The sequence below is a fragment of the Spirillospora sp. NPDC049024 genome, assembly GCF_040649235.1.
Lineage (GTDB): Bacteria > Actinomycetota > Actinomycetes > Streptosporangiales > Streptosporangiaceae > Spirillospora.
On the sequence record NZ_JBEZFD010000004.1, the window covers coordinates 50,712 to 64,350 of the forward strand.

General features: G+C 69.5%; 12 protein-coding genes. 5 read left to right on the forward strand and 7 right to left on the reverse strand.

The genetic code is table 11. The annotated features are described in order from the left end of the window. Window positions 1-348: 348 nt before the first annotated feature. The 3 genes from AB0C21_RS08335 to AB0C21_RS08345 all read left to right on the forward strand — a co-directional run bounded on the left by AB0C21_RS08335 (window position 349) and on the right by AB0C21_RS08345 (window position 3,762). Window positions 349-1,770 (forward strand): endo-1,4-beta-xylanase, encoded by a 1,422-nt coding sequence (locus AB0C21_RS08335; protein ID WP_500203371.1) that lies wholly within the window; start codon window positions 349-351, stop codon window positions 1,768-1,770. Between the two features lie 26 nt (window positions 1,771-1,796). Beyond that, entirely contained in the window at window positions 1,797-3,155 is a 1,359-nt protein-coding gene (locus AB0C21_RS08340) for an RICIN domain-containing protein (RefSeq protein WP_500203372.1), read from the forward strand. Window positions 3,156-3,366: 211 nt separating this feature from the next. Further along, entirely contained in the window at window positions 3,367-3,762 is a 396-nt protein-coding gene (locus AB0C21_RS08345) for a spore-associated protein A (protein ID WP_500203373.1), read from the forward strand. 84 nt (window positions 3,763-3,846) lie between these two features. On the opposite strand, the gene AB0C21_RS08350 is transcribed toward AB0C21_RS08345, so the two are convergent. The 3 genes from AB0C21_RS08350 to AB0C21_RS08360 all read right to left on the reverse strand — a co-directional run bounded on the left by AB0C21_RS08350 (window position 3,847) and on the right by AB0C21_RS08360 (window position 7,203). Continuing rightward, a complete protein-coding gene (locus tag AB0C21_RS08350; RefSeq protein WP_500203374.1) occupies window positions 3,847-4,611 on the reverse strand; it encodes an alpha/beta fold hydrolase in 765 nt (254 codons plus the stop codon). Window positions 4,612-4,614: 3 nt separating this feature from the next. Then, entirely contained in the window at window positions 4,615-5,553 is a 939-nt protein-coding gene (locus AB0C21_RS08355; RefSeq protein WP_500203375.1) for a sigma-70 family RNA polymerase sigma factor, read from the reverse strand. Between the two features lie 132 nt (window positions 5,554-5,685). Then, window positions 5,686-7,203 carry a DUF4419 domain-containing protein gene (locus AB0C21_RS08360; protein ID WP_500203376.1) on the reverse strand — a complete coding sequence of 506 codons (1,518 nt, stop codon included), beginning with the start codon at window positions 7,201-7,203 and terminating at the stop codon, window positions 5,686-5,688. A 542-nt stretch (window positions 7,204-7,745) separates the two neighbouring features. Between AB0C21_RS08360 and AB0C21_RS08365 the strand changes: the two genes are divergently transcribed. Further along, on the forward strand, window positions 7,746-8,024 hold the full coding sequence (locus AB0C21_RS08365) for a hypothetical protein (protein WP_353820393.1): 279 nt from the start codon (window positions 7,746-7,748) through the stop codon (window positions 8,022-8,024). Between the two features lie 300 nt (window positions 8,025-8,324). Here the strand turns inward: AB0C21_RS08365 and AB0C21_RS08370 are convergent, their stop codons facing one another. Beyond that, a complete protein-coding gene (locus AB0C21_RS08370; RefSeq protein WP_500203377.1) occupies window positions 8,325-9,200 on the reverse strand; it encodes an NAD-dependent epimerase/dehydratase family protein in 876 nt (291 codons plus the stop codon). Between the two features lie 121 nt (window positions 9,201-9,321). Here AB0C21_RS08370 and AB0C21_RS08375 point away from each other — a divergent pair, with 121 nt between their 5' ends. Then, window positions 9,322-9,849: a MarR family winged helix-turn-helix transcriptional regulator gene (locus AB0C21_RS08375; protein ID WP_500203378.1), complete on the forward strand. Its 528-nt coding sequence runs from the start codon at window positions 9,322-9,324 to the stop codon at window positions 9,847-9,849. A gap of 61 nt (window positions 9,850-9,910) precedes the next feature. Here AB0C21_RS08375 and AB0C21_RS08380 read toward each other — a convergent pair whose 3' ends face one another. The 3 genes from AB0C21_RS08380 to AB0C21_RS08390 form a co-directional block, all read right to left on the reverse strand. Then, window positions 9,911-11,641 carry an ABC transporter ATP-binding protein gene (locus AB0C21_RS08380; protein ID WP_500203379.1) on the reverse strand — a complete coding sequence of 577 codons (1,731 nt, stop codon included), beginning with the start codon at window positions 11,639-11,641 and terminating at the stop codon, window positions 9,911-9,913. Between the two features lie 261 nt (window positions 11,642-11,902). Beyond that, entirely contained in the window at window positions 11,903-12,403 is a 501-nt protein-coding gene (locus tag AB0C21_RS08385) for a GNAT family N-acetyltransferase (RefSeq protein ID WP_500203380.1), read from the reverse strand. Between the two features lie 241 nt (window positions 12,404-12,644). Next, on the reverse strand, window positions 12,645-13,481 hold the full coding sequence (locus tag AB0C21_RS08390; protein WP_500203381.1) for an LLM class flavin-dependent oxidoreductase: 837 nt from the start codon (window positions 13,479-13,481) through the stop codon (window positions 12,645-12,647). Between the last annotated feature and the right edge of the window lie 158 nt (window positions 13,482-13,639).

A 13,639-nucleotide genomic window follows, 5' to 3' on the forward strand; every position in this document is an offset into this window, starting at 1 on the left:
GTTCGGCGTGGATGTTAGCGCTAACATTTCCTGCCGGGCGGAACCTTCTCTCCATAGGCGATCGGGGGGAGGTGGCGGTGGCCGGAGTAAATAACAGGCCAATGGCATCGTCAAGAGCCGCGAACCTTCGAAAAATTTCGAGCGCAGAGCTGCTGCTACTGGGCGCGTGCACACCGGCCACTGGGCATGCGCCATGAAAGATTTTGAAACTATTGACGGGATCTTCGAAGGCTCACACACTGGGTCCGCGACGCCTGGTGGTGTGTGCGCTCCCCCGATGGAGCGCGGCGTCTTTCTCACGGCTGTGTTCCGTGCTCCCACCCTTCGTTCATTCATGGAGGAACAGACGTGCGTACGAAAGCCATGCCAAGGCCCGGGATCCGCAAGCGGGCCATTCTCGCCGGCGCCATCGGGGCGCTCACCACGGCCGCCGCTCTGGTGGCACCGTCCCCGGCCGTCGCCGCGGAGAGCACGCTGGGCGCCGCGGCGGCGCAGAGCGGCCGCTACTTCGGCACCGCCATCGCCTCGGGCCGGCTCAACGACTCGGCCTACACCACGATCGCGTCCCGCGAGTTCAACATGGTGACCGCCGAGAACGAGATGAAGATCGACGCCACCGAACCCCAGCAGGGCCAGTTCAACTTCAGCTCCGGCGACCGCGTCTACAACTGGGCGGTCCAAAACGGCAAGCGGGTGCGCGGCCACACCCTGGCCTGGCACTCCCAGCAGCCCGGCTGGATGCAGAACCTCAGCGGCAGCAGCCTGCGCCAGGCGATGATCAACCACATCAACGGCGTCATGGCCCACTACAAGGGCAAGATCGCCCAGTGGGACGTCGTGAACGAGGCCTTCGCCGACGGCAACTCGGGAGGTCGCCGCGACTCCAACCTCCAGCGCACCGGGAACGACTGGATCGAGGTCGCCTTCCGCACCGCGCGCGCCGCCGACCCCTCCGCCAAGCTCTGCTACAACGACTACAACATCGAGAACTGGACCTGGGCCAAGACCCAGGGCGTGTACTCGATGGTCCGGGACTTCAAGCAGCGCGGCGTGCCCATCGACTGCGTCGGCTTCCAGTCCCACTTCAACAGCGGTAGCCCCTACAACAGCAACTTCCGCACCACCCTGCAGAACTTCGCCGCCCTCGGCGTCGACGTGGCCATCACCGAACTGGACATCCAGGGCGCCTCACCCACGACCTACGCCAACGTGACCAACGACTGCCTGGCCGTCTCGCGCTGCCTCGGCATCACCGTCTGGGGTGTGCGCGACACCGACTCCTGGCGCTCGCAGGACACTCCCCTGCTGTTCGACGGCAACGGCAACAAGAAGGCCGCCTACACCTCGGTGCTCAACGCCCTCAACGGCGGCACCTCGGAGCCTCCGCCCACCGGCGGTTCGGGGACGATCAAGGGCGTCGGTTCGGGCCGCTGCCTGGACGTGCCCAACGCCAGCACCACCGACGGCACCCAGCTCCAGCTGTGGGACTGCCACGGCGGCACCAACCAGCAGTGGACCTCCACCGACGCGGGAGAGCTCAGGGTCTACGGCAACAAGTGCCTGGACGCCGCCGGGACGGGCAACGGCGCGAAGGTCCAGCTCTACAGCTGCTGGGGCGGCGACAACCAGAAGTGGCGCGTCAACTCCGACGGATCCATCGTGGGCGTCCAGTCCGGCCTCTGCCTGGACGCCGCCGGCTCCGGCAACGGCGCCGCGATCCAGCTCTACAGCTGCTGGGGCGGCGACAACCAGCGCTGGACCCGCACCTGACCTGCCGCCACGGGAAGGGTGAATCGATGAAGACCTACGGTGCGGCTTCGCGCAGGCATCGCAGGCGGTCCCTGTTCGCCGCCGCGGTGGCGGTGGCCCTCGCGATCGGCATGCTCGTCGCGGTGGACCCGGCGCCGGCCAAGGCGGCGACGGTGGACACCGATGCCTGGTACGTCCTGGTCAACCGCAACAGCGGCAAGGCACTGGACGTGTACGGCGCGTCCACCGGCGACGGTGCGCGGGTCACCCAGTGGACGCGCAACGACGGAGCGAACCAGCAGTGGCAGTTCTTGGACTCCGGCGACGGCTTCTACCGGTTGAAGGCCCGGCATTCAGGCAAGGTGCTCGACGTGTCGGGCGCCTCGACGGCCGACGGCGCCGCGATCCAGCAGTGGTCCGACCACGGCGGGACCAACCAGCAGTTCCGCCTGGCCGACTCCGACGCGGGCCACGTCCGGCTGATCAGCCGCAGCAGCGGCAAGGCCGTGGAGGTCCAGGGCGCCTCCACGGCCGACGGCGGCAACGTCGTCCAGTACGCCGACTGGGGCGGCGCCAACCAGCAGTGGCAGTTGGTCAAGCTGTCGTCCGGTGGCGGCAGCGGATGCGGCAGCGCCCCGGCGCTCACGAGCGGTACGTACACGATCCAGAGCGGCGGCAAGAGCCGCAGCTTCATCCTCAGGGTTCCCTCCAACTACGACAGCGGCCACCCCTACCGGCTGATCTTCGCGTTCCACTGGCGGGGCGGGACCGCGGGCGACGTCGCGTCGGGTGGAACGAGCGGGAGCGCCTGGTCCTACTACGGCCAGCAGGAGCAGTCGAACGACAGCGCGATCCTCGTCGCCCCCCAGGGCCTCGGCAACGGCTGGGCCAATTCGGGCGGTGAGGACGTCACCTTCGTCGACGACATGGTCCGGCAGATCGAGAGCGGCCTCTGCGTCAACACCGCACAGCTCTTCGCCACGGGCTTCAGCTGGGGCGGCGGCATGAGCTACGCACTGGCATGCGCCCGGGCGAACGTCTTCAGGGCCGTCGCGGTCCTCTCCGGCGCCCAGATCAGCGGGTGCAGCGGCGGCACCCAGCCCATCGCCTACTTCGGTATCCACGGCGTCAGCGACTCCGTCCTCAACATCGCGCAAGGACGGTCCCTGCGAGACAAGTTCGTCGCCAACAACGGCTGCACTCCCCAGAGCCCGCGCGAGCCCGCTCCAGGCAGCCGGACGCACATCACCACCGTCTACTCGGGCTGCCGCGCCGGGTACCCGGTCCAATGGGCCGCGTTCGACGGAGACCACATCCCAGGCCCGGTTGACGGCTCTCCCAACGAGAGCGGCGTCGCCACCTGGACCAAGGGAGAGATCTGGAGGTTCTTCGCACAGTTCCAGTGACACGTCCACGCGAAGGAGTGGAGCCAGGAACGCCCTGGCTCCACTCCGCCGTCTCCTTCCAAGGACGGCGGAGTGGTCCCTGACGCGGGGTGCACCGGGGCGTTCTCGGATGATTCGCTGGTGATCATCTGGTGTTCGCCCGGGCGTCGGCGTCCGCGAAAGATGATCTTCACTGCTCCGGTACCGGCCGGAGCGGAAGGAGATCAGCGTGATGCGCAAAGCAGCACTCGCCCTCGCCGCCGCCTCCGTCGCCGCCTCCGGCGTCGCCGTGGCCGCCCCTGCCTCGGCCGCGACCTCGCCGTCCGCCGTCTGCGGCTCGGGCTACTCGGTCATCGACCACAAGGCGCTGACCGGCTCGACCGTCTACCTGCTCTGGAACAGCTCGTCCGGCCGCAACTGCGTGGTGACGGTGAAGACCACGTCGGTGGGCACCAAGACGCGCACGGGCGCCTACCTGTACGTCCAGGGAAGCAACCCGATCACGGACGTCGACAGCTACGCCTATTACGCCGGTCCCGTCTCCGCTCCCGCCGTCGGCAAGTGCGTCCAGTGGGGCGGCGGCACCAACAACCAGTGGTGGTACAGCGGCTGGACGCACTGCAGCTGACCTCCCGGCACCATCGAGGCCCGGACCGAGCGATCGGTCCGGGCCTTCGTGTCGAGGACGCCCTTAGCTCGTGGCCTCCTGGGGCTACCCCGCTTCGGGGGTGCCTTGGCGGGCGCGTGCGATGGGCATGTACGTCGGGGCCGCGTCAGTGGTCAGGAACGCCAGGACCATGGCGCGCACCGCGTCGGCGTGCTCCATCAGCAGCAGGTGGCTGGCGTTGGGCAGCACGGCCAGTTCGGCGGTGGGCAGCGACCGGTAGAGCGCCACCGTGTGGTCGAGCGTGACCAGATCGTCGTCGCCGGCCAGGACGAGGGTCCGGGGTGTCACCGCGCGGAGCTCGGCCGGGTCCTGGCTCGGCTCGGTGGCGGCCGCGTGCGCGATCTTGCCGATGACGACCGGGAAGTGGTCGCGGCCGTCGGGCGACACCTCGGCGTAGGCGTCGACGAGTTCGGCGGGCATCTCGCCGTCCGCCGACGGCTTGAAGATCAGTCCGTCCAGGTCGTAGGCCGTGCTGATGAGAACGAGGCGCTCGACGAGGTCGGGGCGGCGCATCGCCACCCGCAGCGCCACCGTCCCGCCGGCGCTGTAGCCCACCAGCCGGGCGGGGCCGCCGACCACCTGCTCCAAGAAGGCGATCGTGTCCTGCGCCATGAGCTCGATGGTGATCGGGCCGGGGGCGTCGGGCGTGCGGCCGTGGCCGCGGCGGTCGGGCAGGTAGATCGTGAACGTGTCGGCGAGTCCGTCGAGGTTGCCGGTGAAGCAGCGGCCGTCGGTGAGCCCGCCGTGCAGGAGCACCACGGGGTCGCCCTCGCCGCGCTGGTCATGCCACATGTGAACGATGTCGGTCATGCACTACATACGGGACGGCGGGGCCGGAGTCATCGGCAGTCCGAACAGCGCGAACAGGGACGGATCGAGGTAGGTCGTCGTGTTCGCGATCAGTCCGTCGCGGAGGTCGAGGACGACCAGGCCGAACGCCTTCCCGTCCCGGTACTGCGCGAACGCGGGCGATCCGTTGGCCGCTGTGCGGACCAGCCGGTCATCGGCACAGGCGCCGGCCGCCCCCAGCAGGGCGGCCCGGATCGCCTCCCGGCCGCCGAGCCACCAGGCGAACGGCGGCATCGACATGGTGGCGTCCTGGTGGAGCAGCGACACCAGGCCCTCGACGTCGTAGGACGTGAACGCCTTGACGTACCGCTCGACCAGCTCCTCATCGACCTCGCCGCTCCCGCCCGGAGTGCGACGTGCGGACATGGTGGCACGTGCTCGTTGCAGGGCGCTGTTGACCGCGGCCGGGCTGCTGTCGAGCAGCCCGGCCACCTCGTCCGCCGACCAGCAGAGCACCTCGCGCAGGATGAGGACGGCCCGCTGGCGCGGCGGCAGGGCTTGCAGGGCGGCGACGAACGCCAACCGGATCGTTTCGCGCGCGGCGGCCAGCTCGGCCGGATCGCCGTCAACGGGCAGCGCGAGCCGGTCGGGGATCGGTTGCACGAAGGCGGCGGCATCCAACGGCGCGCCGAGGAAGGCCCCGGCGGGCGAGGACGGGCCGAGGTCCATCGCGAGCGCGCGCCGCTGCACACTTCGGGTCATGTCGAGGCAGACGTTGGTGGCGATCCTGTGCAGCCAGGTGCGCAGACCCGCTTTTCGCTCATCGAAGCGGTCGGCGTTCTTCCAGGCGCGAAAGAAGGTCTCCTGGACGGCGTCCTCGGCCTCGGCGGCGCAGGCGAGCATGCGGTAGCAGTAGCCGGTCAGGTCGGCACGATGCGCTTCCAACCGCTCCTCGAACACCACGCACCCACACTATTCGCGGTCTGGATCCCGTCTCCGCAGGCGGCGGCGCCAGGGCGGGACATCACGCCGCGTCCGCTTCTCCGAGAGCGGCCGGCTCAGCCGTTCCCCGAGACTGAACCGCTCGCGCGTTCATCAGAGGGCTGATGGGTCAAGCTGGACGAGTCGGCCGGTTTCCAGGTGGGAGATGTCACCGCCGGAGTCCAGGGCGGCATCGAGTATCAGTGCCAGCGAGGTGCCGTAGACCGGGACGTCGGCGGGCTCGTCGACCAGCCGGAACTTGCTGCCCCACGGAGCTTGGGTCGAATCGTCGACCTCCTCGATGCGGCAGACGATCCAGTGGAAGCTCTCCGTCTCGTCGTCGAAGGCCGCGCCGATGCACCGGCCGTCCGCCAGATCGATGACCGTCCTGATCTGGCAGCGGCCTTCTCCGCGCCATACCCAGCGGTGGTCGCCGGCCGGGCGCAGCCGCCAGGCGCCGTCGAACATCGTGGCCGAGCCGATGCGGCGGTAGAGCGCCGCAAGGTCGGCAGAGGCCCGGAACCAGCGGTAAGGCCGCGGCGGATCGGCCGCATGGTCGCGGACGATCCGGTCGATCACATCGTCGATCTCGACCGTCGCCGGTGCCAGGTACCAGCCGGCGAGGGGGCGCAGCGCGCCGTCCGGGTCCTGGGCGACGCCGATCAGACCGGCATGCAGGGCCACGGCCCGGTTGGCGCACCCGACCCGGTCGTTGACGTCGATCCTCACCCGCGACAACGTGGCCGGCACCGCGGCGCTGCCGATGCCCGGACCGTCATAGAGATCACCGGGGCGGGTCGTCACGTCGCGGGGCTCGTCGATCGGCAGTTCCAGCAGCGGATTGGGCTCGGTGAGCTCGCCGTCACCGGTCAGGTACGGGTAGAACCGCGCGGCCCAGCCGGTGATCACCTCGCCCCCGTAAGCGTCGATGGGGCTGTAGATGCGCCGCCAGAAGGCGGTGTCCACATCGCCTTCCGCGGCCCTGACGAACTGGTCGGTGATGGCTGCGAGTGACCGGTACCAGGTCTCCAGACCGAGCGCGGCGATCGCGTCGACGCGGGTGCGGATCGTCCGCCAGTCCTCGACCGTGCCGGTCAGCGTGATGGACGGGATGCCGCAGACGAAGATCATCCACAGTGCGAAGTACGGCGCGTACACGTCCAGCAGAACGACCCGTCCGGCCATACGGTCAACGTCGGTGCTGGTGGAGAAGTCGCAGTCGAACTCGCCGGCGCCGATGGCCTCGGCGAGGAGCAGCTCGCTGAACGACTCGACGGCGTGCTGCCACGAGCCGGGATCCTGGGGCATCGGCCCGTCCACCGTCACCGTGAGCCGCTTGCGGCCGACGTGGCCCACCAGCAGGGGGCGCAACTCCTCGGCGTGCATGCGCACATGCTGGGCCAAGCCCTGCATGATGGTCAGCCATACCGCGTCCGGGGACAGCACGAGCGGGCGATGCTCGGCGAACGCGCGCCCGACTGCGCTGAGCAGCGGGTGGACGCCGTTGCTCTTGATGACCGGCAGGGTCGGGTCGCCACCCACCACCAGCGCTTCGGCGAACTGGTCGCCAAGCGGCAGCGTGGGCAGGCGCTCGGCGGCGGGCTCGACGTCATCGACCTTGAAGGTCACCACTCACCGGACTTTAGCCCTGTTTCGCCCGGCCGACTCGCCGCCCGCTCACGGCCGACCGCACGTTCGGTGAGGTGGTGGGCGGTGCCGCGGCGCGCCGGTGGCGTCCCTCCCCTGGTGGCGGGCTCAGCCGGGCGCATATGCGTCGATCGGGGCTAGTGTTGCCGAATGACGGGAGTGCCTCATCCGGTTCATGTAGCGAGGTGACGCGACGTACGACCGACCGCCGACGCCCAGCCCGATGCGCTTTGCCGGAAACGGCCAACGGCGCACAATGGGCCCGGTATCGCAGAGAGGATCGGACAATGGCTCGACGGTGGCCGGACGACCCGATGGTGCGGGCGCGGCCGGGTTCGGTGCGCTCATCCGGGGCGCGAGCGAACCCATTATCGTGAGCACCCGATCGCGGCCCGAGATCCGCTTGGCGGCCGCGCGGCAAGGCTCCATCGAGCGCTGAAGGCCGGCGCGGCCCCGGTTGCGCGGTGGGGCCCCTGGCCGCGTGAGATGGTAACGAGCACAGGAGCCGGGCAGGGAGCAGAGACGACATGTTGCAAGGTGTGAAGGTGGCCGTGGTGCTGGCCGCGCCGAAGGACGATCCGAACACCCAGCAGTTGGCCGAGTGGCTGCGCAATATCTTCGGGCCGCTGTTCCTGGTGATCGTCGGGATCGTGGCCCTGTTCTTCCTGTTCACCCGGGAGATCACACGGTTCGTTCAGTTCATCGTGCTCAGCATCGTGATCGCGATCGTCTTCTACTACCCCGGGATCATCACGATGATCGCCGGCGGAATCGTGCGCGCGCTCGGCGTTCAGGACTCCGGCTAAGAGGTCATCTCATCAAGGGCTCGGCCCGAAACGGGGCCGAGCCCGGTCGACCGCGGCCGACCGGGCTCTGGGCACCACGGGCTGACCGACAGGCACGGCACCTGCTCGCCCTGGCGCTGACCGGCGTCAACCGCAACGACGTCATCCATCCGAGATCGCGTCGGACGCCCCCCGCCGGCCCGGGCGGCTGCTGGCCGACCACGGCCACGACCCGACGAATACCGCCGACTCGTCTGGGTCAAGGCCATCAAACCTGTCATCGCTCGCCGCGTCAGGGGTCGATGTCCGGTACGGGCCGGACTATCGGTAGGAGCCGTTTCCCAGGTCGGTGACGGGGTCGGGGTGCTGGGGCCGCCAGCCCAGCCGGTTGCGTGCCTGCTCGCCACTGACGGCCTGGTCGAGTGCCAGGGCGTCGGCGAACAGCGTGCCGAACTCCTCTCGCGCCCGGTCCAGCGGCAAGATCTGTGGCTCTCCGGAGTGCCCGGCGGCCTGGCCGGCGGCGATGGCCAGTTCCCGGACCGGAACCGCCGGTTGGGTCACGCCGTGCCACAGCGTTCCGGCGGGCGCGTGCTCCACCACTCTGGCGAAAAGGTCGGCCAGGTCGTCGACGTGGACCATCGGCCAGCGCACCGCCGGGTCCGCGACGATCATGGGCGCCCCGTGCTTGCGGGCCAGGTCGACCAGCAGGGCGGGGATGCCGCCGCCGCGGCCGTGCACGATGCCCGGGCGGATCACGGCGGCGCGGACGCCCTCCTCGGCGGTGGCGAGCACTTGGCGTTCGATGCCGGGACGGTAGCCCACGATCGGGATCGGGGCGGTGGGTGTGTCCTCGTCGGCGGTTGACGCCCCGGTGGCGCCCAGGACCCAGACGCCGCTCGTGTAGACGAACGCGCGTCCCGTGCCCTGCAGCGGGCCGGTCAGCGCCGCGACGGCCGCCGCGTCGATGGCGGCGTCCCCGGTGGGGGTGGCCAGATTGATCACCGCGCCGATGTCGGCGGTGACCGCCTCAGTGAGCGAGTCCGGGTCACGCAGGTCGCCGATGCGCCGCTCGTACCCGGCTTCGTTCCGGTCGCTGCCCGGGCGGGCGAGTTCCACCACCTGGTGCCCCGCGCCTGACAGCCTCTCGGCGACGGCCGACCCCAGGTACCCGCGAGCTCCAACGATCAGGATCCGCATGTCATCCCTCCCTCGAAAATTTCGATGTCGAAACTTTAAGCTTCCTCTGTCCTAGATGTCAAACTTTTCGATGTCGAAGAGTTAGATTGTAGGCGAAGCCACCCCTCCGGAAGGAACGCCCGTGACCGACACGCCCCGGCAGGACGGAGTCGACGTGATCATTCAGGAGTGGCGGGAGGTGCGGCCAGACCTCGACTGCTCCCCCATGGCGGTCATCGGCCGCCTCTCCAGGGCGTCGCGGCTGCTCGAACGTGCCATCAAGGACGAGTTCGTCCGGCACGGATTGGAGCCCTGGGAGTTCGACGTGCTGGCCACGCTGCTGCGCTCCGGCCCGCCCCACGTCCTCAGCGCCGGAGAGTTGAGCAGCGCGGCCATGGTGAGCTCGGCGGCACTGACCAACCGGATCGATCGGCTGGTGGACAAAGGGCTGGTCGAGCGCCAGGTGGATCCGTCGCACCGACGACGGGTCCTGATATCCCTCTCCGAAGAGGGACTGCGCCTGGTCAACCGAGGCGTCGAACACCACGTGGCCAACGAGCACCGGCTCCTTGAAGGCCTGTCCGCCCCCGAACGCGACCAGCTCGCCTCGCTGCTCCGCTGCCTGCTCATCTCTCTCGGAGACAGCACACGGCCACCGGCCGACGTTTGAGACCTGGCCGCCGCCGCCCGCAACTGGACCCCGCAAGATCGAGTTACACCGCGGCTGCCGGTTACTGGCTGGGACTTCCGGTCGGGCTTGGGGTGCGGCCGGTGTCCGGGGTGGCGTCGTCGGTGAGGAAGCCGCCGGACTGGTGCCGCCAGAGACGGGCGTAAGGGCCTTCGGACTGGAGGAGTTCCAGGTGGGAGCCCTCCTCAAGGACGCGGCCACGGTCGAGGACGACCAGGCGGTCCATGCTGACGACCGTGCTCAGACGGTGCGCGACGACCAGTGCGGTGCGGTCGCGCATCAGGTGCCACAGCGCCTCCTGGACGAGGAGTTCGCTTTCGGAGTCGAGCGCGCTGGTCGCCTCGTCCAGGAGAAGGATCGGGGCGTCCCGCAGAATGGCGCGGGCCAGGGCGACGCGCTGCCGCTGACCGCCGGAGAGCTTGACGCCCCGCTCGCCGACCAGCGTTTCGAACCCGTCCGGAAGGCTCTCGACGAACTCGGTGACGTGTGCCGCCTGCGCGGCTCGGAGGACCTCGGTCTCGGTGGCGCCCGGCCGGGCGAAGGCGATGTTGTCGCGCACCGACCGGTGGAACATCGCGGGCTCCTGCGGGACGTACGCGATGAGGTTGCGCAGGTCGCTCTGGCGGAGCCGCGCGATGTCCTGGCCGCCGATGAGGATCCGGCCGCCGTCGACGTCCATGAGCCGCAGGAGCAGCCGGGAGAGGGTGGTCTTGCCGCCACCGGACCGGCCCACCAAGCCGATCTTGGCGCCGCTGGGGATGTCCAGGTCGAGGCCCTCGAACAGGGGCGGGCCGTCGCCGTGCGCGAAGAGGACCCGCTCGAAGCGGACCGAGGCGTCGACCGGACGGAGCGGCTGCGGGTCGGGCGGGTCCACGACGGTCGGCGGCTGCATGAGCAGCTCGGTGAACTGCGCGCTCTCGGTGAGCGTGCTCTCCATCCGCCGGTAGATCTGGTTGAACTCGAACATGATCCGCGTCGCGTTGCTGTAGTAGGAGAACGTCACGACGACGGCCTCGACCCCGAGCCCGCCGCGGAGTGCCACCGCGACGAGCAGGCCCAGCGCGCTGGTCAGGATCGACATCGGGGCGACGATCGTGTCGACCCGGAGGTTGCCGTAATCCCAGGAGCGCAGCGCCAGGCGGTGCTGCTCGACGACCCGGCCGCGGAACTCGGCGGCCTCCCGCTCCTCGGCGGCGAACGCGCGGACCGTCTCCATGTTGGTCAGCACGTCGGCGATGTGGCCCGACACCCGCACCTTGGCGGCCTCGCGCTTGTCCACCAGCACCTGGCGGCGACGGATGAACGGGATGACGAGGAAGCCGGTGAAGACGATCAGTCCTACGAGGACGACGACCAGGAGCGGGTGGTACCGCCACAGGATCACCGATGCGAAGGACAGCGGGATCACGTTGGCCACGACCGAGAAAGTGAGGGTGTCGGCGAAGCTTTCGAAGCCGCCGCAGAAGCTCAGTATCCGTTTGGTCAGCGCACCGGCGAAGTTGTCGTGAAAAAACGCGGTGTCTTTGGCGAGCAGCTCGTCCATGCCGTCGATGGCGAGCCATTCGATTCCTCGGCCGTCCGTCCGGTTGAGGAAGTGCAGACCCACTCGCCACAGGACCTCACCCGCCAGCATGATGCCGGCGAATCCGAGGACGTAGGGCAGGAGGGCGGCGAGGTCGCTTTCCCCGCCTTCGGCCAGGTGCCCCACCAGGGCGGCGACCACCAGCGGGGTCAGGTAGTACAGGCAGGTGTTCCCGAGCGCCGGCAAGGTCATCGCCGGAAGCGAGATGCGCCACTGACGGCGCAGAACGCCACAGTAACAGCGCAAAGCCAGCAGAACAGCCCGCTGCCTGACCGACTGCTCGCCCTTGGACCCACCCGGTAATTTCGGCACAGCCACCCGCCCCTCTACGCCTCCGCCCTCCCATGCTGCCTCAGACCGTCCAGGCGAAGCGACCGCATTTTGCAGGCGCCCAGACGATCAGCGGGCATCTCAGAAAAGCGTCCTCTGCGGGGAAAGCACGCTTAGCGCTGACTACGGCTGGAGCAGCAGGTCGTGCTGATACCAGATGCCCGGTTTACCGCCGAGGTCGGCCGGGTCGGCCGGTCCGACCGGGACGAACCCGGCCTTGATCAGCACTCGCTGGGACGCGGCATTGTTACGGGAGGTGGCGGCCCGCAGCGTGTGCAGCCCGTGCCGCGCCACCGCCAGCCGGCACACTTCCCGGACGGCCGCGGTCGCCACGCCGCGGCCGGCGACGTGCTGCGCGACCCGGTAACCGAGGTCAGCAGTGCCGTCCCCAAGGCGGTACAGGTTGAACCGGCCCAGAACCGAGCCGTCCTCGGCAACGAGCAGGTAGAAGGCACTGATGCCGGCCTCTTGTTCAGCCAACAAGGCGCGGTACCGGTCGGCGAACTCGTCGAAGAACTCGTCACCGCGGTCGGAGACCGAGGCAGCGAAGTAGGCGCGGTTCGCCAACTCGAAGGCCAGGACCGCCGGGGCGTGGCCGACTTGAAGCCGCTTCGGCTCGGGCACCGCCCGACTTTAGCCGGATGACGCGTCGAGGCCACCTGAGTTTCCGGCGGCGCTGGACAGCCTCCAAGACCGAGGCACCTGACGATCTACGGCTGGGGTATCAGGTACGCGCGGGCTCGACGCCTGCCTCTTCCACGTCTGAGGCCATCGCGGCGGCGGTCAGGCGGTCTCGGCGGGATTGCCCCCAAGGGCCGTAGGCCGCGCGACTGCTGGCTGTGGCCCTGTTCGGGGGCTCGCCGGGTTAGTGGCCGGCCAGCTCGGCTACGACCGGAGCGAGCGTGTCGGCGGAGACGGCGCCGAAGACGAAGTAGGAGAAGCCGAGTTCCTCCCGTCGCCGCTGGATCTCCTCGGCGGCCGCCGCGGGGTCGTCCGGAAGCACCGCCAGCGAGTCCGCCGCATGAAGCGCGGCAGGGTCGGTGTCGGGGGACGCCATGAACGGCGCGAGAGTGTCGCCGACCACCGCCACGTGCTGCGCGAGCTCGACATCTCGGGTGGCGCGGGAGCGGAAGTCGCGTACCACCCGGGTGATTTCGTCGCGCTCGTCCCCCGGCATCAGTGCGATGGCGACCGTGTCGGCGAGGTCGGCCGCCATTGCCCGGGCCTTCGTCCCGCGCACGGCCATCACCACCGGCGTGTGCAGGTCGGGGCCGTCGAGATCTCGCAGCGCCGTCACGGTCTCACGCACCTGGGCCAGCCGCTCGCCCGGTGGCACGACGGGCAGTCCCAGGTCGCGGAGTTCGTCCTCGATGCCGGGCCTGCCGGTGCCGGCGCCCATCTCGAACCGACCGTCGGTGAGCACCGACAGCGAGTGCGCCTCCCACGCGGTGCTCCAGGCCGGGCGCAGCGGGGAGGCGTACACCCAAGTCCCGACCCGCAGGTCGGTTTGGGTGGCCGCGACGGCCAGCGTCGGCGCAGGCGCCGGCTGCCATTGCGGGACGTCGGGCATCAGCAGCGTGGAGTAGCCGCTGTCGGCGATGCGGCTCAACTGGTCTCGCCACGTCGGCAGGTCTGTTGTGAGCGGGGCGACGACCCCGAATCGGAAGGGCTTGTCTCCGCCAGTCGCCGTCAGATCGGTCATCGTTCCTCACCTGTCAGTAGAAGGGATGGGCTTCCGGCCCCGGCCATGGAGCGGCGCCTCACCCCAGCTACGAACGCCGCCGCCCCGATTCGACACCGCCTCCGGAAATTCCGCCGAAAATCTTGCAGCGGCGGGTTGCTGCCGCTGGTCGCTTGCTG